Origin of the sequence: Salmonella sp. WC3 (assembly GCF_042932255.1) — a bacterium.
GTDB lineage: Bacteria > Pseudomonadota > Gammaproteobacteria > Enterobacterales > Enterobacteriaceae > Salmonella > Salmonella enterica.
On sequence record NZ_CP170629.1, the window covers coordinates 2,660,808 to 2,679,904 of the forward strand.

Here is a 19,097-nt window from a genome sequence, read left to right on the forward strand (position 1 = left end):
ATAATGAGAATAACCATGCAAACACCAAAACCCACGCTCGAACTGTTGACCTGCGATGCCGCCTATCGGGAAAACCCAACGGCGCTTTTTCACCAGGTCTGCGGCGATCGCCCGGCAACGCTGCTGCTGGAATCCGCGGATATCGACAGTAAAGATGATTTAAAAAGCCTGCTGCTGGTAGATAGCGCGCTGCGCATTACCGCTTTAGGTGACACTGTCACTATTCAGGCGTTATCTGATAATGGCGCCTCGTTATTGCCGCTACTGGATACCGCCCTGCCCGCTGGCGTGGAGAACGAAGTCCTGCCTGCCGGTCGCGTTCTACGCTTCCCGCCCGTCAGCCCATTATTAGATGAAGACGCCCGTTTATGCTCTCTGTCGGTATTTGATGCGTTCCGTCTGTTACAGGGAGTGGTGAACATACCGACGCAAGAGCGGGAGGCTATGTTTTTCGGCGGTCTGTTTGCCTACGACCTGGTCGCTGGCTTTGAAGCGCTGCCACACCTTGAGGCTGGCAATAACTGCCCGGACTACTGCTTTTATTTAGCGGAAACGCTGATGGTGATAGATCATCAGAAAAAAAGCACCCGTATTCAGGCCAGTCTGTTCACCGCCAGCGACCGGGAAAAACAGCGCCTCAACGCCCGCCTGGCGTACCTTAGCCAACAGTTAACCCAGCCTGCGCCGCCGTTGCCGGTCACGCCGGTGCCGGACATGCGTTGCGAATGCAATCAGAGCGATGACGCGTTCGGCGCGGTGGTACGCCAGTTGCAAAAAGCCATCCGCGCGGGCGAGATATTTCAGGTGGTGCCGTCGCGCCGCTTTTCACTGCCCTGCCCGTCGCCGTTGGCTGCCTACTACGTGCTGAAAAAGAGCAACCCCAGCCCATATATGTTCTTTATGCAGGATAATGATTTCACGCTTTTCGGCGCGTCGCCGGAAAGCTCGCTGAAATATGACGCAGCCAGCCGTCAGATTGAGATTTATCCCATCGCGGGTACCCGTCCACGCGGTCGCCGCGCCGATGGTACGCTGGACAGAGATCTCGACAGCCGTATTGAGCTGGACATGCGTACCGACCATAAAGAGCTTTCCGAACATCTGATGCTGGTCGATCTGGCGCGCAATGACCTGGCGCGCATCTGTACGCCGGGCAGTCGCTACGTTGCCGATCTGACAAAAGTTGACCGCTATTCGTACGTGATGCATCTGGTTTCCCGGGTAGTGGGCGAACTGCGTCACGATCTCGACGCGCTGCACGCCTATCGCGCCTGCATGAACATGGGCACCCTGAGCGGCGCGCCGAAAGTACGCGCCATGCAGTTGATTGCCGATGCGGAAGGACAGCGCCGCGGCAGCTATGGCGGCGCGGTCGGTTACTTCACCGCCCACGGCGATCTGGACACCTGTATTGTTATCCGCTCCGCGCTGGTGGAAAACGGTATCGCCACCGTACAGGCGGGCGCCGGAATTGTACTGGACTCGGTTCCGCAGTCTGAAGCCGATGAAACCCGTAATAAAGCGCGCGCCGTATTGCGTGCTATCGCCACCGCGCATCATGCACAGGAGACCTTCTGATGGCTGATATTCTGCTGCTCGATAACATCGACTCGTTTACCTGGAACCTGGCAGATCAGCTACGGACCAACGGTCATAACGTGGTGATTTACCGTAACCATATTCCGGCGCAGACGCTTATCGATCGCCTGGCGACAATGAAAAATCCGGTGCTAATGCTCTCCCCCGGTCCGGGCGTTCCCAGCGAGGCAGGCTGTATGCCGGAGCTGCTGACCCGACTACGCGGCAAGTTGCCGATCATCGGCATTTGTCTGGGGCATCAGGCGATTGTCGAAGCTTACGGCGGTTATGTCGGTCAGGCGGGAGAAATCCTGCATGGCAAAGCCTCCAGCATTGAGCATGACGGTCAGGCGATGTTCGCCGGGCTGGCGAATCCGCTACCGGTCGCGCGTTATCATTCGCTGGTCGGCAGTAATGTTCCTGCCGGGCTGACCATTAACGCCCATTTCAACGGCATGGTGATGGCGGTACGTCATGATGCGGATCGCGTTTGCGGTTTTCAATTTCATCCTGAGTCCATCCTGACGACGCAGGGCGCGCGTCTGCTGGAGCAAACATTAGCCTGGGCGCAGCAAAAGCTGGAACCGACAAACACCCTACAGCCGATTCTGGAGAAACTCTATCAGGCGCAAACTCTGACGCAGCAAGAGAGCCACCAGTTGTTTTCGGCGGTCGTCCGCGGCGAACTTAAGCCTGAACAGCTCGCCGCCGCGCTGGTGAGCATGAAAATTCGCGGCGAGCATCCCAATGAAATTGCCGGCGCCGCCACTGCGTTGCTGGAAAATGCCGCCCCGTTCCCGCGCCCGGAGTATCTGTTTGCGGATATCGTTGGTACCGGCGGCGATGGCAGTAACAGTATCAATATCTCTACCGCCAGCGCCTTTGTCGCAGCGGCCTGTGGACTGAAAGTGGCGAAACACGGCAACCGTAGCGTGTCCAGCAAATCGGGGTCATCCGATCTGCTGGCGGCGTTCGGTATTAATCTGGATATGAACGCCGATAAATCACGTCAGGCGTTAGATGAACTGGGCGTCTGTTTCCTGTTTGCGCCGAAATATCACACCGGATTCCGTCACGCGATGCCGGTTCGCCAACAGTTAAAAACGCGAACCCTGTTCAACGTACTCGGCCCGCTGATCAACCCGGCGCATCCGCCGCTGGCATTGATTGGCGTCTATAGCCCGGAACTGGTGCTGCCGATTGCGGAAACCTTACGGGTACTGGGCTATCAGCGCGCGGCGGTGGTACATAGCGGCGGCATGGATGAGGTTTCGCTCCATGCGCCGACGATTGTCGCGGAGCTGCATGACGGCGAAATTAAAAGCTATCAACTTACGGCGGAGGATTTTGGCCTGACGCCTTACCATCAGGATCAGTTGGCTGGCGGCACGCCGGAAGAAAACCGTGACATTCTGACGCGGTTATTACAAGGTAAAGGCGATGCCGCGCATGAGGCCGCCGTCGCCGCCAACGTGGCGATGCTGATGCGTCTGCATGGTCAGGAAGATCTCAAGGCCAACGCGCAAACCGTGCTTGATGTTCTGCGCAACGGCACCGCATATGACAGAGTCACCGCACTGGCGGCAAGAGGGTAAATAATGCAAACCGTTTTAGCGAAAATCGTCGCAGACAAGGCGATTTGGGTAGAAGCCCGCAAACAGCAACAGCCGCTGGCCAGCTTTCAAAATGAGATCCAGCCAAGTACACGCCATTTTTATGATGCGCTCCAGGGCGCGCGTACCGCCTTTATTCTGGAGTGTAAGAAAGCATCGCCATCAAAAGGCGTGATTCGCGACGATTTCGATCCGGCGCGTATTGCCAGTATTTATCAACATTACGCCTCGGCAATCTCGGTGCTCACCGACGAAAAATATTTTCAGGGGAGCTTCGATTTTCTGCCGGTCGTTAGCCAAAGCGCGCCGCAGCCGATTCTGTGTAAGGATTTTATTATCGATCCCTATCAGATCTACCTTGCCCGTTACTATCAGGCCGATGCCTGTTTACTGATGCTCTCGGTTCTGGATGACGAACAGTATCGCCAACTCTCCGCCGTCGCGCACAGTCTGAAAATGGGCGTGCTCACGGAGGTCAGTAATGACGAAGAACGGGAGCGCGCGATAGCGTTAGGCGCAAAAGTGGTAGGTATCAACAATCGCGATCTGCGCGATCTGTCGATTGATTTGAATCGCACCCGCCAGCTGGCGCCAAAACTGGGCCACGGCGTGACTGTCATCAGCGAGTCCGGGATTAACAGCTATGGTCAGGTACGCGAACTGAGCCACTTCGCCAACGGTTTTTTAATTGGCTCCGCGTTAATGGCGCATGACGATCTTAACGCCGCCGTCCGTCGCGTGCTGCTTGGCGAAAATAAAGTCTGCGGCCTGACCCGCGCCCAGGACGCTAAAGCGGCCTGTGACGCTGGCGCAATATATGGCGGGTTGATTTTTGTGCCCTCATCTCCGCGCGCGGTTAGCGTTGAGCAGGCGCGAGAAGTGATAAGCGGCGCGCCATTGCAGTATGTCGGCGTTTTCAAGAACGCTGATATCGCCGATGTTTGCCAGAAAGCCGCCGTCCTGTCGCTTTCTGCCGTACAGCTACATGGCAGCGAAGACCAGGCGTATGTCAACGCGCTGCGCGAGGCGTTGCCGCGCAATGTGCAAATCTGGAAGGCGCTGAGCGTTAGCGATGCCCTTCCCGCACGCGATTATCACCATGTCGATAAATACATTTTCGACAATGGGCAAGGCGGCAGCGGGCAGCGCTTCGACTGGTCACTGCTACAGGGGCAACCGCTGGATAATGTATTACTGGCGGGCGGGCTGGCGGCCGATAACTGCGTCCAGGCGGCGCAAGTCGGCTGTGCCGGTCTCGATTTTAATTCAGGTGTGGAGTCACAGCCGGGCATCAAAGATGCTCGTCTTCTGGCCTCAGTTTTTCAGACACTGCGCGCATATTAAGGAAAAAACATGACAACACTTCTCAATCCCTACTTTGGTGAATTCGGCGGCATGTATGTGCCGCAGATCCTGATGCCTGCGCTGAACCAGCTTGAAGAGGCCTTCGTCAGCGCGCAAAAAGATCCTGAATTTCAGGCGCAATTCGCCGATCTGCTAAAAAACTACGCGGGACGCCCCACCGCACTGACGAAATGCCAGAACATTACCGCCGGTACGCGTACCACGTTGTATTTAAAGCGCGAAGATTTACTGCACGGCGGCGCACACAAAACCAATCAGGTACTGGGTCAGGCGCTGCTGGCCAAACGGATGGGGAAAAGCGAGATTATCGCTGAAACCGGCGCCGGCCAGCACGGCGTCGCCTCTGCACTCGCTAGCGCCCTGCTGGGTCTGAAATGCCGTATCTATATGGGCGCCAAAGACGTTGAGCGCCAGTCGCCGAACGTCTTCCGTATGCGTCTGATGGGCGCTGAGGTCATCCCGGTTCATAGCGGCTCCGCTACGCTAAAAGATGCCTGTAACGAGGCGCTGCGCGACTGGTCCGGTAGTTACGAAACCGCGCACTATATGCTCGGCACGGCGGCAGGACCGCATCCCTATCCCACCATCGTTCGCGAGTTCCAGCGCATGATTGGCGAAGAGACGAAAGCGCAAATCCTCGACAAAGAGGGCCGTCTGCCAGATGCCGTTATCGCTTGCGTCGGTGGCGGCTCAAACGCTATCGGGATGTTTGCGGATTTTATTAATGATACCAGCGTCGGGCTAATAGGCGTTGAACCTGGCGGTCACGGTATTGAAACCGACGAGCATGGCGCGCCGCTTAAACATGGTCGCGTTGGCATCTATTTCGGGATGAAAGCGCCGATGATGCAAACAGCAGACGGGCAAATTGAAGAGTCCTATTCCATTTCCGCCGGGCTCGATTTCCCATCCGTTGGGCCGCAACATGCGTACCTGAACAGCATCGGACGCGCGGATTATGTCTCCATTACCGATGATGAGGCGCTGGAAGCCTTCAAAACGTTGTGCCGCCATGAGGGAATTATCCCGGCGCTGGAATCCTCCCACGCGTTGGCGCACGCTCTGAAAATGATGCGCGAGCAGCCGGAAAAAGAGCAACTGCTGGTGGTCAATCTCTCTGGCCGCGGTGATAAAGACATCTTTACCGTACACGATATCCTGAAAGCGCGAGGGGAAATCTGATGGAACGCTACGAAAATTTATTTGCACAGCTCAACGATCGCCGGGAAGGCGCTTTTGTCCCCTTCGTGACCCTGGGCGACCCTGGCATTGAACAGTCACTGAAAATTATCGACACACTGATTGACGCTGGCGCCGACGCTCTGGAACTGGGGGTTCCCTTCTCCGATCCGCTGGCCGATGGCCCTACCATCCAGAATGCGAACTTACGCGCCTTCGCCGCTGGCATCACGCCGGCTCAGTGTTTTGAAATGCTGGCGCTGATTCGTGAAAAACACCCGACCATTCCGATTGGCCTGCTAATGTACGCGAATCTGGTGTTCAATAACGGCATAAATGCATTCTATGCCCGTTGTGAACAGGTTGGCGTAGATTCCGTGCTGGTCGCAGATGTCCCGGTTGAAGAATCGGCCCCCTTCCGCCAGGCGGCGTTACGGCATAATATCGCGCCGATCTTCATCTGCCCGCCAAATGCGGATGACGATCTTCTGCGCCAGGTCGCATCTTACGGCCGCGGTTACACCTACCTGCTTTCGCGTTCGGGCGTCACCGGCGCGGAAAACCGTGGCGCATTGCCGTTGCATCATCTCATTGAGAAGCTTAAAGAGTACCATGCCGCGCCTGCGTTACAGGGCTTCGGTATCTCCTCGCCGGAACAGGTGTCTGCGGCCGTGCGTGCCGGGGCGGCTGGCGCTATCTCCGGCTCAGCCATTGTCAAGATTATCGAGAAAAACCTCGCGTCTCCCGAACAGATGTTGGCGGAGCTCAGGTCCTTTGTCTCAGCGATGAAAGCCGCCAGCCGCGCATAACGGGTTAAGCCGTCAGCATAACGCTGGCGGCTTAATGAGTGGCTGGCGCCGAACCAGAATCACGATTCAGGCGTACATCATCAATCTTTTTGGTGTTATTCCCCGTCCAGCTTTCAAAAAGTCTGAAGTCAATTTTTGCTAAGAAAACTCCTAATCACGCCGAAAAATTTAGCGTTTTCACGTCAATTTCCCCCGCCTTTATGTAAAGAAATGTCAACAAACAATGCATTAACGTTTCTATGGCTGCAGATAGTGACGCTTGTTATTAATAACAATGCAAAGCATTTTCTGTTAAATCGCTTATTCTAAAAGAAAATATAGAATATATTATCTCTAAACCATTTTTTGTGCGTTATTTACGCGGTAAATCACAACTATTTCCGTCAATTTGACTAATCGGTTTAACCAACTAATTTTAATAGGGTGTCGACACGGTTAAAACCGATTTTTTCAGCAAGCAACGAGACAGGAGAAATAATATGGCCGAACATCGTGGTGGTTCAGGAAATTTCGCCGAGAATCGTGAAAAAGCATCTGAAGCGGGCCGCAAAGGCGGTCAGCATAGCGGCGGGAATTTCAAAAACGATCCGCAACGAGCTTCTGAAGCCGGTAAAAAAGGTGGTCAGAATAGTCACGGCGGACGTAAATCCGATAATTCCTGATTTACTGTAATGTAAATATAACACATGCTTTTATCAAGCAATCTGCGAGTCTTCTGGCTCGCAGTATTTTGCCCAGGAGAATTAGATTTATGAATATTAAAACCGTTGAAGACCTTTTTATCCATCTACTTTCAGATACCTATAGTGCAGAAAAACAATTAACCAAGGCTCTTTCTAAACTAGCCAGAGCCACGTCCAATGAAAAATTAAGCCAGGCCTTTCAATCTCATCTTGAAGAAACCCAGGGTCAGATTGAACGTATTGATCAGATCGTCGAATCTGAATCTGGCATTAAACTGAAAAGAATGAAATGCGTCGCTATGGAAGGGCTGATTGAAGAAGCCAATGAAGTCATCGAAAGTACGGAGAAAAACGAAGTACGCGATGCAGCGCTTATCGCCGCGGCGCAAAAAGTCGAGCATTACGAAATCGCCAGCTACGGCACGCTAGCCACCCTGGCCGAGCAGCTTGGCTATAGCAAAGCATTAAAACTGCTCAAAGAAACCCTCGACGAGGAAAAACAAACTGATTTAAAACTTACCGATTTAGCAGTCAGCAATGTTAATAAAAGTGCTGAACGCAAATCGAAATAATATTTTTAATTATCAGCTTGCATGATTCCGATTTTATTATCGGAGCAGATTATCACGCATTGAGGAATGTAAAATGAATTATACTGAACATTATCATGACTGGCTTCGTGACGCCCATGCCATGGAAAAACAGGCAGAATCGATGCTTGAATCTATGGCCAGCCGTATTGAAAATTATCCTGATATAAAAGCCAGAATTGAACAACATATTAGTGAAACCAAACATCAAATTACCATGCTCGAAGAAGTGTTGGACCGTAATGGCATTTCCCGTTCGGTGTTGAAAGACTCCATGAGTAAAATGGCAGCAATGGGGCAATCTATCGGTGGCATGTTCCCTTCCGATGAAATTGTCAAAGGCTCAATTAGCGGTTATGTTTTCGAGCAGTTCGAAATTGCTTGTTATACCTCCCTGCTGGCGGCGGCAAAAAAAGCTGGCGACACTGCCTCAATTCCAACGATTGAAGCCATTCTGAAAGAAGAAATGCAAATGGCTGACTGGCTTATCAAACATATTCCGCAGACAACGGAACAATTTTTACTGCGATCTGAAGCAGATGGCGTTGAAGCCAAAAAATAAATAATAAGCAGGAGGCAATATGTTTCGACACGTAAAACAACTTCAATATACTGTGCGAGTGAGCGAACCTAATCCTGGATTAGCGAACCTGCTGCTGGAACAGTTTGGCGGCCCGCAGGGCGAACTGGCGGCCGCCTGCCGCTACTTCACGCAAGGTTTAAGCGATGATGATGCCGGTCGTAGAGAGATGTTAATGGACATCGCCACCGAGGAGCTGAGTCATCTGGAAATTATCGGCTCACTGGTAGGAATGCTTAATAAAGGCGCTAAAGGCGAGCTGGCGGAAGGCATCGAAAGCGAAGCGGAACTTTATCGCTCGTTGACGCAGAATGGTAATGACAGCCATATCACCTCTCTGCTGTATGGCGGCGGCCCTGCGTTGACGAACTCCGGCGGCGTACCGTGGACTGCGGCTTATATTGATACTATCGGCGAAGTCACAGCCGATCTACGCTCAAACATCGCGGCAGAGGCGCGAGCGAAGATTATTTATGAACGCCTGATTAACCTGACCGACGATCCTGGCGTAAAAGACACGCTCAGTTTCTTAATGACCCGTGAAGTCGCGCACCAGCTCTCTTTTGAAAAGGCGCTGTATTCGATTCGTAACAACTTCCCGCCGGGTAAATTACCGCCGGTAGAACAGTATACCGATGTGTACTACAACATGTCGCAAGGCGACGATCCGCGAGGTAGCTGGAATAGCGATGAGAACTTCAACTATGTCGCAGAACCGATGCCTGCTGTTGATGGCGGCGATGGCCTGGCGACAGTGAAATTGCCGCGCGAGCAGTTGGCGCTGCTCAAAGCGATGGCAGAAAGAACGAAATCGGACCCCACCGTTGATCCTCTCACTGGCGCAGAACTAGGCTGCGGCGAACCGAAAGAAGACAAGTGAGTTCCGACAAGTAAAATCCGTGTGTCATGTCCTTTTTTGACCCCGCCTGGCGGGGTCTTTTTTCGTCACAACATCACGCGATTAGAAACGATAGCCTGCCGAGAACATAAATACCCATGGGTCCAGACGCACGCTGTCATGATGCTGAACGCCGCCCATTTTATAATTGGCGGTAGTATCAATATCCATGTACCAGACAGAGGCGCCAATTAACCAGTCGCGGTTAATCAGGTAATCTACCCCAACTTGCCCTGCCGCGCCCCAGGAGTCCTTAAAGCTCAGATCGGACAGCCCGGCATTTTTACCATTATCGTTAAAGTCGTTATCGAAGAAGGTGGTGTAGTTCACCCCCACGCCGACATAAGGACGCACTTTGCTGCTGGAATCGCCGAAGTACCACTGCGCCATTAACGTTGGCGGTAACAGGTGAACCGTGGCGATATCTCCCGTCGCGCCCGTACCCACCTTATGGCGGAACGGCGTGGCCGCCAGCAATTCAACCCCGATATTGTCCGTCGCCATGTAAGTGAATGTCAGGCCGAGTTGCGTGTTATTACTCACATCAAACCCGTTTAAATGCCCCAGCGTACCACCCGCCCCTTCTGTAGGTCTGACGGTTGCCGGACCTGCACGCATAAAGAATTCTCCGGCTTCGTGCGCGAAAGCGCTGCCTGAGAGAAGAGTTGTTAACGCCAGTGCCGCCACTGTAAATTTTTTCATACCCGCTCCATCGTTATGGTTATAAAAGCGTGATGAATATACCCACAATGAAGTAATAAGTGATCTAACACAGATCACATTTGTTCTTATAATTTAACATTTATTGATCCAGATTAATTTAGAACTTGTATTGAAAATCCTGGTTATAGGAATTCAGATCAATTTTGACATATTCACGCTATGCAAATATTTGTCTGCTCCTGTTGCCCTGGCGATAAAGGCTGGCTAAGGTAATCAATGTCCCGCAATGGCGCGTGGCGTTAAGATTCGCGAACACTGCGGGACAGATTAATTTCCGTTGTAATCTATTGATACGTGAGTTTTTTGCAGGTGAATCATGAGCGTTCTTAACCCATGCATGACATGCGGTGCCTGTTGTGCCTATTTTCGTGTCTCCTTTTATTGGGCTGAAGGCGACGATGCCAGCGGACGCGTTCCGGCGTCATTAACCGAGCCCGTTACCCCTTTTTTACGTTGTATGGCCGGTACCAACCAAAAACAGCCGCACTGTAAAGCGCTAATTGGCAAGCCGGGTGAAAACGTCAGTTGCGCTATTTATGAAAACCGCCCTTCAACCTGCCGCGAATTTTCGATATCGGGCGAAGGAGGCGAAGTGAATGAGGCGTGCAATCGCGCCCGCGCGCGATACGGATTACCGCCGCTTTACAAAGATATGCTTTTCCATACAACTGCTGATGCTGCCACTGTAGAGTTATCCAGGGTACAATTGCCCGCAAATTAACACCTGCAAAACTCAAGGAGAGTGCATGTCTATCACGGCGAAGTCCGTTTACCGTGACGCCGGAAATTTTTTCCGAAATCAATTTATTACTATCTTGCTGGTTTCGTTGCTGTGCGCATTTATCACGGTGGTCTTAGGTCATGCCTTTTCACCCAGCGATGCGCAAATCGCGCAACTCAGTGAAGGAGAACATCTGGCAGGCAGCGCTGGCCTGTTTGAGCTGGTACAAAATATGACGCCGGAGCAGCAGCAGATCCTGTTGCGCGCCTCTGCCGCCTCGACGTTTTCCGGGCTTATCGGCAACGCTATTCTGGCCGGCGGTATCATCCTGATGATTCAGTTAGTTTCAGCGGGACATCGGGTTAGCGCGCTGCGTGCTATCGGCGCCAGCGCCCCTGCATTGCCTAAACTGTTTATTCTCATTTTTCTGACTACCCTGTTAGTGCAAATCGGTATAATGCTGATTGTCGTTCCGGGGATTATTATAGCCATTGTGCTGGCGTTTGCGCCAGTGATGTTGGTTGAAGAGAAAATGGGCGTGTTTGCCGCAATGCGCAGCAGTATGCGTTTAGCCTGGGCTAACATGAGACTGGTCGCGCCCGCGGTGATAGGCTGGTTACTGGCTAAAACATTGCTATTGCTGTTCGCGCCCAGCTTCGCTGTACTGACCCCAAATGTAGGCGCTGTACTGGCGAATACGTTGAGTAATCTGATTTCCGCAGTATTGCTTATCTACTTATTCCGCCTGTATATGTTGATTCGCCAATAATCCGCAATGCGCCGTTACGCGGCGCATTCGACGCTCGTTGATGATGGAATCGAAGAATGAAGCAGTTTCTGGATTTTTTACCGCTGGTTGTCTTTTTTGCGTTTTATAAACTTTATGACATCTATGCGGCGACCTCCGCACTGATTGTCGCGACGGCAATCGTGCTGATTTATAGCTGGGTGCGCTATCGGAAAATAGAGAAGATGGCGCTGATTACCTTTGTTCTGGTTGCCGTCTTCGGCGGTCTGACGCTCTTCTTCCATAACGATGAATTTATTAAATGGAAGGTGACGGTTATTTATGCGCTGTTCGCCGGTGCGCTGTTAATAAGCCAGTGGGTGATGAAAAAACCGTTAATCCAACGTATGTTAGGTAAAGAACTGGCGTTGCCGCAGCAGGTCTGGTCAAAGCTGAACCTGGCGTGGGCGCTGTTTTTTATTGCGTGCGGTCTGGCTAACATTTATATCGCCTTCTGGTTGCCGCAAAATATCTGGGTCAACTTTAAGGTCTTTGGACTCACGGCGCTGACGCTCATTTTTACCCTGCTGAGCGGCGTCTATATCTACCGGCATCTGCCACAGGAAGATAAATCATAACCCTCCCGTGACTTATCATCGCCAGACTGCGAACGCCTGGCGATATTTTCTTCGCCTTTACGCCCTGCGCTTTCCCGTCAGTACCTTTATTCCCACTATTCTCCACACAAAATTCATAGTAGCATCGCGGCTGTAATTTTTTCTGATAGTCGGTTTTACAATGACAACAATGGATAATACTCCTCAGGGCGAGCTGGTTTTACGTACATTGGCCATGCCTGCCGATACCAATGCGAACGGCGATATTTTTGGCGGCTGGCTGATGTCGCAAATGGATATTGGCGGCGCGATACTGGCCAAAGAGATCGCGCACGGTCGGGTTGTAACCGTACGCGTGGAAGGAATGACATTTCTGCGCCCCGTCGCGGTTGGCGATGTCGTATGCTGCTACGCGCGCTGCGTTAAACGCGGTACGACGTCTATTAGCATCAATATTGAAGTCTGGGTGAAAAAAGTCGCGTCAGAACCGATTGGACAGCGCTACAAGGCCACCGAGGCGCTGTTTATTTATGTTGCCGTCGATCCGGACGGTAAACCTCGCCCGCTCCCGGTTCAGGGTTAAGTATACCCGCTTACGCCGCCAGCAGGTGATGGTATATTCCTACTGGCGGCGCCAGAGATTACTCAATCTGCGCCGTACCGTTCAGACGGAAGATAATATTGACCACCAGCCCGGAACCCGGCTTGCCTGCTTCATAGCGCCATTTGCGCATCGCATTCTTAACTTCACGCTCAAACATATTGGCTGGCTGCGCGGATAGAATCTGTACATTTTCCACTCGCCCAGCAGAGGTCACGTCAAACTTCACCTTTACGCGGCCTTCAATACGTAACGCCTGTGCTCGCGCCGGATACTGCGGCTGGTTACGGCTCAGAGCGCGAGGTCCAGTGGGCACGCTCACCGCGGGCTTGCTGGTCGCCGATGCGGTGCTGCTTGTTGGCCGCACCGGGGCGCTATTTTCAAACGGTGAGGCAGGACGCGGCGCGGCTGGTTTGACTTCGCGCTTCGGCTGCTCTTCAACCTTTTTCACCGGTTTCGGTTTTGGCTTGGGTTTTGGCTTAGGTTTGGGTTTCTCAATCACCACGGGCGCTTCTTTAGGCGGTTCAGGGATCGGCTCTGGCTCCGGTTCGGGTTCAACCACCGGCTCCGGCGGCGGCTGAACCGCCTGGGGCGGCTCCAGGTCGGCGGGTGAAACCATTGTCACCGTGATAGGCTGCGCTGGCGCAGGCAATTCAATAACCTGATGTACCGAGGTATAGAGCAAACCTGCCACTACAGCACCATGAATGCCTACGGAAAGGAGTGTCGGCCAGGGAAAGCGACGAGGTAAATCAAGGGTCATTGAAGTCATAATCGTTTCAGTTGAAAAACCAGAGCTGAATTTTAAATGCAAATAGCAATCATATTCAATAAGGCATTGCCGATAGCGGCATTTAAAAGATGATATCGCGCAAAAACACCACACAAAATGTGCATGTTTAACAAAGTCGGTATCTTTACATTGCAGTTAAATGCCCTTTCCAATAACGTAATCAGCAACTTTTACCGATTAAGGAGCTCTACCCGTGCTGTATGTTATTTACGCTCAGGATAATGCCAACTCGCTTGAAAAACGCCTCTCGGTACGGCCCGCGCATCTGGCGCGCCTGCAACTTCTGCATGATGAAGGGCGATTATTAACTGCCGGGCCGATGCCCGCAGTGGACAGTAACGATCCTGGGGTAGCCGGATTTACCGGGTCAACGGTGATTGCTGAATTTGAATCTTTAGAAGCGGCGCAATCCTGGGCTGATGCGGCCCCCTACGTCGCAGCGGGCGTCTATGCGCAGGTTTCGGTCAAACCATATAAGAAGATCTTTTGAAAAGAATGGCCTGTTGGGCACCGCATACGGTGCCCTTTCTGGCTCACACACCGTGAATCGCAAAGAGTAATGAATTACGCTGACGATTAAAGATGCATTTCCTGATGGTATGGATACGCATATTACGGCGTGATTGCCCTTCAAGCCAACGCGCTTTACGGCGGCTCGCCTGACGTAGCATTCGCCAGCGCCCCACTTCCGTTCTACTACGCTTCATGTTTACGACTCTCACTGTAACAGAAGCGCCATTATACCCCCTCGCCGGATGCAGACCAGCGCTTTTCCCGTGTTTTTATTTGCCATGTGAATCCTGACGCGTAAACTCTTAACAACACGCTTTCTAAAGGATTTTTAAAGTTATGACAACCTTCTACACCGTGGTGAGTTGGCTGGTCATTTTGGGATACTGGGTTCTCATTGCCGGCGTCACATTACGTATTCTAATGAAACGGCGCGCAGTTCCCTCCGCAATGGCCTGGTTGTTAATCATCTATATCCTTCCGCTGGTCGGGATCATCGCCTATTTGTCCGTGGGCGAATTGCATTTAGGCAAACGTCGCGCCGAGCGTGCCCGCGCCATGTGGCCGTCTACCGCCAAATGGTTGAATGACCTCAAAGCCTGCAAACACATTTTCGCGCAAGAAAACAGTAGCGTCGCATCGTCCTTGTTTAAGCTGTGCGAACGACGTCAGGGGATTGCGGGCGTCAAAGGCAACCAGTTGCAATTGCTTACCGACTCCGATGATGTCATGCAGGCGCTTATTCGCGATATCCAACTGGCGCGGCATAATATCGAAATGGTGTTTTACATCTGGCAGCCAGGCGGCATGGCGGATCAGGTCGCTGAATCGCTAATGGCCGCCGCCCGCCGCGGCATCCACTGCCGGCTTATGCTGGATTCCGCGGGTAGCGTCGCTTTCTTCCGCAGCCCCTGGGCGGCCATGATGCGTAACGCTGGCATTGAAGTCGTAGAGGCGCTGAAGGTGAATCTGATGCGCGTCTTTTTACGCCGTATGGATCTTCGCCAGCACCGTAAAATGGTGATGATTGACAATTACATCGCCTATACCGGCAGTATGAATATGGTGGACCCGCGTTTTTTCAAACAGGATGCCGGCGTTGGGCAATGGGTCGATTTGATGGCGCGGATGGAGGGCCCCGTGGCGACAGCAATGGGGATTGTTTACTCCTGCGATTGGGAAATCGAGACGGGTAAACGCATTCTGCCTCCCCCGCCGGATGTGAATATTATGCCGTTTGAGCAGGCCAGCGGGCATACCATTCATACCATTGCTTCCGGCCCTGGTTTTCCGGAAGATCTCATTCACCAGGCACTATTAACCGCCACCTATGCTGCGCGCGAATATTTAATTATGACCACGCCATATTTCGTCCCCAGCGACGATCTGCTGCACGCTATTTGTACCGCTGCGCAGCGCGGCGTGGATGTCAGTATTATCCTGCCCCGTAAAAATGATTCACTGCTCGTCGGCTGGGCCAGTCGCGCCTTTTTTAGCGAGTTACTGGCGGCGGGCGTGAAAATCTATCAGTTCGAAGGCGGGCTGTTACATACCAAAAGCGTGCTGGTCGATGGCGAACTGAGCCTAGTCGGTACCGTGAATCTCGACATGCGTAGCCTGTGGCTTAATTTCGAGATTACGCTGGTCATTGATGATACGGGTTTCGGCGCCGATCTGGCTGCGGTACAGGACGATTATATTTCGCGCTCCCGCCTGTTAGATGCGCGTTTGTGGGTAAAACGTCCGTTATGGCAGCGTATTACCGAGCGATTGTTTTACTTCTTTAGTCCATTGCTGTAAAACGTGACCAACATGAGTAAACAGGTAGTCACTATGGAAATGGATCTGAACAATCGCCTGACTGAAGACGAAACGCTTGAGCAGGCTTACGATATTTTTCTTGAGCTGGCGGCGGATAATCTTGATCCGGCTGATATCATTCTGTTCAATTTGCAATTCGAGGAGCGCGGCGGCGCGGAGTTGTTTGATCCCGCTGAAGACTGACAAGAGCACGTCGATTTTGACCTGAATCCAGACTTTTTTGCCGAGGTGGTAATTGGCCTGGCGGATACCGAAGACGGCGAAATTAACGACATTTTCGCCCGCGTTCTGCTGTGCCGGGAAAAGGACCACAAGCTGTGCCATATTCTCTGGCGCGAATAAGCGGTTCAGGCCGGATGGCGTCTGATTGCGCCCTCCGGCAAGCCTGTTTAATCCGGTAGCTTACTGCCGCATCGGTTACAATATTGCGCGCTATGTTCATGCTGGCTTTGCTGGCACTGCGGACATTTTCGCTGCCAGTGACGTTTTTGAAACGCGCTGCTCATGTGCGTGGTAATCAGTCCTGTAGGAATCGCAATCACCGAATAACCAATCAAAATAAGCACCGACGCGACAATACGTCCCAGCGGCGTATGCGGCGTAATATCACCGTACCCCACGGTTGTGACTGTCACTATCGCCCAATACACCGAGGCATTAAGCGTCGTGAAGCCATATTTCGGTCCTTCAATAAGATACATCAGGGCACCGAAAATAATCATCACGATCGCAATAAATGAATAGAACAGAATAAGCTGATGACGCGCGCTAATAATGGCGCTCCAGAATACGCGCAGGGATGGCATAAAGCGTAGCAGTTTAAGAATACGCAGCACGCGAATCGCTCGCATAGCACGCCAGGCAAACATATAGTTCAGACTAATTTCCGGCCACAGCCACATGACGTACAGCGGCAAAATCGTCACCAGATCAATAAATCCCCAGAAACTAAAAACGTATTTTGCCGGTTCGGGCCAGCTAAACAGTCTGAGCAAGTATTCACCGGTAAATATCAGGGTAACGCAGAGCTCCAGCCAGACAAAAATATGCCATTCATCAAATGTCAGGTGATATTCCGTTCCTACGCCTGATTCAACAAAAATGACCAGTACGCTAAGCAGCGCAAACAGCGCGCATAACCCTTCAAAACGGCGACCTGAGCGCGTAGTCAAATCGAACAGATTATGATAAAGACGACGGCGAACCGACGACAAAGAAAGTGACACGGTAACCTCACCTAAAAGAAGGGCTGACGAATTGTCAGCCCTTGCGATTATAACGGGTCTACTTTAAGGCAGGAAACGGCATGGCGAAAACTTCCTTCCAGCACCGGTCGCGTTTGCGCGCATTCTGGCCCGGCTAGCGGACAGCGTGTACGGAACACGCAGCCGGAAGGCGGGTTAATGGGCGAAGGTAATTCGCCCTCCAGCAATTGTATCTTCTTATTTCGCTCCAGATCGGGATCGGGAATCGGTACCGCCGACATCAGCGCTTTGGTATAAGGATGCAGTGGATTATGGTACACCTCATCATAGGTGCCCAATTCTACTGCATGACCGAGATACATCACCAGGACACGATCGGATATGTGCTTTACGACCGCCAGGTCGTGCGCAATAAAAATCAACGACAGCCCCATCTCTCGCTGTAACTGCTGGAGCAAATTCACCACCTGCGCCTGAATAGAAACGTCCAGCGCCGACACCGGCTCATCGCAAATAATGAGCTTAGGTTCCAGGATCAACGCCCGGGCGATACCGATGCGCTGGCACTGCCCCCCGGAAAATTCATGGGGATAACGGTTGATGAGATTCGGCAGCAGCCCCACTTTCAGCATCATGGCTTTCACGCGGTCACGCACGTCCTGGCGCGAAAGTTTAGGATGATAAGTGCGCAGCGGTTCCGCGATAATTTCGCCAATCGTCATTCGCGGGTTGAGTGACGCCAGCGGGTCCTGGAAAATCATCTGGATATCGCTGCGCACTTCGCGCCACTCATCCGCTTTCATGCCCAACAGATCTTTTCCCAGCCAGGCGACTTTACCGTCTGTCGCCTTCACCAGACCAATAATGGCGCGCGCAAACGTCGACTTGCCGCAGCCGGATTCACCCACCACGCCAAGCGTTTCGCCTCCATACAGGCGTAGCGTAACGCCGTCCACCGCTTTCAGAGTTTTCGGCGGTTGCCAGAACCACTGCTTCCCTTCTTTGATATCAAAATGTACTTTCAGATCGGCGATTTCGAGGAGAACTTTACGTTGTTCAATCACAGCATTCATAGCAGTTCCTCCACCGGTTTAAAACAGGCGCGCAAGCGACCAGGACTAAACGCTTCAAGTGGCGGCGCATTATTGCAGATCTCCATCGCATGAGGACAACGCGGCTGGAACGGACAACCTTTAGGCAAACGCAATAAATTGGGAGGATTGCCCGGAATCGTCAACATTTCCGCCCCCTCGCTATCCAGACGCGGCACCGCATTAAGCAAGCCTATCGAATACGGATGAACGGGCTGATAAAAGACATCGCGCGCCTTACCGTATTCCATGGTACGCCCGGCATACATTACCAGGACCTTATCGCAAATACCCGCGACCACGCCCAGATCGTGGGTAATCATGATAATGGCGGTATTAAATTCGCGCTTTAGCTCATTAAGCAAGGTCATAATCTGCGCCTGCACGGTAACATCAAGCGCGGTGGTAGGCTCATCGGCAATAAGCAGTTTCGGCCTGCACAACAGCGCCATCGCAATCATCACACGTTGACGCATTCCGCCGGAAAATTCGTGCGGGTACATTTTCATCCGTTTGCGCGCTTCCGGCATTTTTACGGCATCCAGCATTCTGACGGACTCTTCAAAAGCTTCCGCTTTGCTCACCCCTTTATGCAGCATCAGGACTTCCATTAACTGCTCCCCAACGCGCATATAAGGATTTAGCGAGGTCATCGGGTCCTGAAAAATCATCGAAATCTGTTCTGCGCGCAGCGTATTCAGTTCGCGCTCAGGTAGATGAAGAATTTCACGTCCGTTGAAGGTCGCGGAACCGCCGATTCGACCATTCGTCGCCAGCAGTCCCATTAATGCGAACGCCGTTTGCGATTTCCCCGATCCAGACTCGCCAACAATACCTAACGTTTCTCCAGCGCGAAGCGTAAAGTTCAGATCGTTGACCGCCGTCACATCGCCATCAGGCGTAGCGAACGTAACACGAAGATCGTTTACCTCCAGCAGTACATTCGCCGGTTGCGGCGCCTGAGTTGCGGTTTCTGATAAGCTCATGGCTGTA

21 protein-coding genes and 1 pseudogene are annotated in these 19,097 nt (G+C 52.4%); 16 read left to right on the plus strand and 6 right to left on the minus strand.

All coding sequences use genetic code 11. The annotated features are described in order from the left end of the window. Window positions 1-15: 15 nt before the first annotated feature. From ACFK9X_RS12875 to ACFK9X_RS12915, 9 genes are all read left to right on the plus strand, one after another. Window positions 16-1,578, plus strand: a complete 1,563-nt coding sequence (locus ACFK9X_RS12875; RefSeq protein WP_001194386.1) for an anthranilate synthase component 1 — start codon at window positions 16-18, stop codon at window positions 1,576-1,578. Further along, window positions 1,578-3,173, plus strand: coding sequence for a bifunctional anthranilate synthase glutamate amidotransferase component TrpG/anthranilate phosphoribosyltransferase TrpD (trpD, locus tag ACFK9X_RS12880; RefSeq protein ID WP_000763492.1), 1,596 nt, complete (start codon window positions 1,578-1,580; stop codon window positions 3,171-3,173). Before ACFK9X_RS12875 ends, trpD begins: the two co-directional genes overlap by 1 nt. Before the next feature lie 3 nt (window positions 3,174-3,176). Next, window positions 3,177-4,535 carry a bifunctional indole-3-glycerol-phosphate synthase TrpC/phosphoribosylanthranilate isomerase TrpF gene (trpCF, locus tag ACFK9X_RS12885; protein ID WP_151116652.1) on the plus strand — a complete coding sequence of 453 codons (1,359 nt, stop codon included), beginning with the start codon at window positions 3,177-3,179 and terminating at the stop codon, window positions 4,533-4,535. 9 nt (window positions 4,536-4,544) lie between these two features. After that, window positions 4,545-5,738 (plus strand): tryptophan synthase subunit beta, encoded by a 1,194-nt coding sequence (gene trpB, locus ACFK9X_RS12890; RefSeq protein ID WP_151116654.1) that lies wholly within the window; start codon window positions 4,545-4,547, stop codon window positions 5,736-5,738. Further along, complete coding sequence (gene trpA / locus ACFK9X_RS12895; protein ID WP_151116656.1) at window positions 5,738-6,544, plus strand: tryptophan synthase subunit alpha; 807 nt, start codon at window positions 5,738-5,740, stop codon at window positions 6,542-6,544. The genes trpB and trpA overlap by 1 nt, the downstream gene beginning before the upstream one ends. A gap of 479 nt (window positions 6,545-7,023) precedes the next feature. Then, window positions 7,024-7,206 carry a general stress protein gene (locus ACFK9X_RS12900; protein WP_000807657.1) on the plus strand — a complete coding sequence of 61 codons (183 nt, stop codon included), beginning with the start codon at window positions 7,024-7,026 and terminating at the stop codon, window positions 7,204-7,206. A gap of 89 nt (window positions 7,207-7,295) precedes the next feature. Then, a complete protein-coding gene (locus ACFK9X_RS12905; RefSeq protein WP_001022826.1) occupies window positions 7,296-7,799 on the plus strand; it encodes a ferritin-like domain-containing protein in 504 nt (167 codons plus the stop codon). Window positions 7,800-7,872: 73 nt separating this feature from the next. Continuing rightward, complete coding sequence (locus tag ACFK9X_RS12910; RefSeq protein WP_001109977.1) at window positions 7,873-8,379, plus strand: ferritin-like domain-containing protein; 507 nt, start codon at window positions 7,873-7,875, stop codon at window positions 8,377-8,379. A 19-nt stretch (window positions 8,380-8,398) separates the two neighbouring features. Next, complete coding sequence (locus tag ACFK9X_RS12915; RefSeq protein WP_000488345.1) at window positions 8,399-9,277, plus strand: manganese catalase family protein; 879 nt, start codon at window positions 8,399-8,401, stop codon at window positions 9,275-9,277. Between the two features lie 81 nt (window positions 9,278-9,358). Here the strand turns inward: ACFK9X_RS12915 and ompW are convergent, their stop codons facing one another. Next, a complete protein-coding gene (ompW, locus tag ACFK9X_RS12920; RefSeq protein ID WP_000714799.1) occupies window positions 9,359-9,997 on the minus strand; it encodes an outer membrane protein OmpW in 639 nt (212 codons plus the stop codon). A 337-nt stretch (window positions 9,998-10,334) separates the two neighbouring features. Between ompW and ACFK9X_RS12925 the strand changes: the two genes are divergently transcribed. From ACFK9X_RS12925 to yciA, 4 genes are all read left to right on the plus strand, one after another. Continuing rightward, window positions 10,335-10,739, plus strand: coding sequence for a YkgJ family cysteine cluster protein (locus ACFK9X_RS12925; RefSeq protein ID WP_135369061.1), 405 nt, complete (start codon window positions 10,335-10,337; stop codon window positions 10,737-10,739). A 25-nt stretch (window positions 10,740-10,764) separates the two neighbouring features. After that, window positions 10,765-11,508: a YciC family protein gene (locus ACFK9X_RS12930; RefSeq protein WP_151116658.1), complete on the plus strand. Its 744-nt coding sequence runs from the start codon at window positions 10,765-10,767 to the stop codon at window positions 11,506-11,508. Window positions 11,509-11,564: 56 nt separating this feature from the next. Next, on the plus strand, window positions 11,565-12,104 hold the full coding sequence (locus tag ACFK9X_RS12935; protein WP_000808682.1) for a septation protein A: 540 nt from the start codon (window positions 11,565-11,567) through the stop codon (window positions 12,102-12,104). 160 nt (window positions 12,105-12,264) lie between these two features. After that, window positions 12,265-12,666: an acyl-CoA thioester hydrolase YciA gene (gene yciA / locus ACFK9X_RS12940; RefSeq protein ID WP_000210317.1), complete on the plus strand. Its 402-nt coding sequence runs from the start codon at window positions 12,265-12,267 to the stop codon at window positions 12,664-12,666. Between the two features lie 58 nt (window positions 12,667-12,724). Here yciA and tonB read toward each other — a convergent pair whose 3' ends face one another. Beyond that, window positions 12,725-13,447 (minus strand): TonB system transport protein TonB, encoded by a 723-nt coding sequence (gene tonB, locus ACFK9X_RS12945; protein ID WP_001531563.1) that lies wholly within the window; start codon window positions 13,445-13,447, stop codon window positions 12,725-12,727. A 223-nt stretch (window positions 13,448-13,670) separates the two neighbouring features. Between tonB and ACFK9X_RS12950 the strand changes: the two genes are divergently transcribed. Further along, a complete protein-coding gene (locus ACFK9X_RS12950) occupies window positions 13,671-13,967 on the plus strand; it encodes a YciI family protein (protein WP_151116661.1) in 297 nt (98 codons plus the stop codon). Window positions 13,968-14,010: 43 nt separating this feature from the next. On the opposite strand, the gene ACFK9X_RS12955 is transcribed toward ACFK9X_RS12950, so the two are convergent. Further along, window positions 14,011-14,184, minus strand: a complete 174-nt coding sequence (locus tag ACFK9X_RS12955; protein ID WP_001531561.1) for a YciY family protein — start codon at window positions 14,182-14,184, stop codon at window positions 14,011-14,013. A 142-nt stretch (window positions 14,185-14,326) separates the two neighbouring features. Here ACFK9X_RS12955 and cls point away from each other — a divergent pair, with 142 nt between their 5' ends. Together cls and ACFK9X_RS12965 are read left to right on the plus strand one after the other, a co-directional pair. Then, a complete protein-coding gene (cls, locus tag ACFK9X_RS12960) occupies window positions 14,327-15,787 on the plus strand; it encodes a cardiolipin synthase (RefSeq protein ID WP_000206886.1) in 1,461 nt (486 codons plus the stop codon). A gap of 33 nt (window positions 15,788-15,820) precedes the next feature. Continuing rightward, a pseudogene (locus tag ACFK9X_RS12965) lies at window positions 15,821-16,150 on the plus strand (HI1450 family dsDNA-mimic protein). Between the two features lie 47 nt (window positions 16,151-16,197). Here the strand turns inward: ACFK9X_RS12965 and ACFK9X_RS12970 are convergent. From ACFK9X_RS12970 to ACFK9X_RS12980, 3 genes are read right to left on the minus strand one after another with little or no spacing between them, the layout of a single operon-like run. Then, window positions 16,198-17,034, minus strand: coding sequence for an ion transporter (locus tag ACFK9X_RS12970; protein WP_000059074.1), 837 nt, complete (start codon window positions 17,032-17,034; stop codon window positions 16,198-16,200). A gap of 47 nt (window positions 17,035-17,081) precedes the next feature. Next, on the minus strand, window positions 17,082-18,086 hold the full coding sequence (oppF, locus tag ACFK9X_RS12975; protein WP_151116663.1) for a murein tripeptide/oligopeptide ABC transporter ATP-binding protein OppF: 1,005 nt from the start codon (window positions 18,084-18,086) through the stop codon (window positions 17,082-17,084). Continuing rightward, window positions 18,083-19,090, minus strand: coding sequence for an ABC transporter ATP-binding protein (locus tag ACFK9X_RS12980; RefSeq protein ID WP_151116665.1), 1,008 nt, complete (start codon window positions 19,088-19,090; stop codon window positions 18,083-18,085). The genes oppF and ACFK9X_RS12980 overlap by 4 nt, the downstream gene beginning before the upstream one ends. Window positions 19,091-19,097 lie beyond the last annotated feature (7 nt).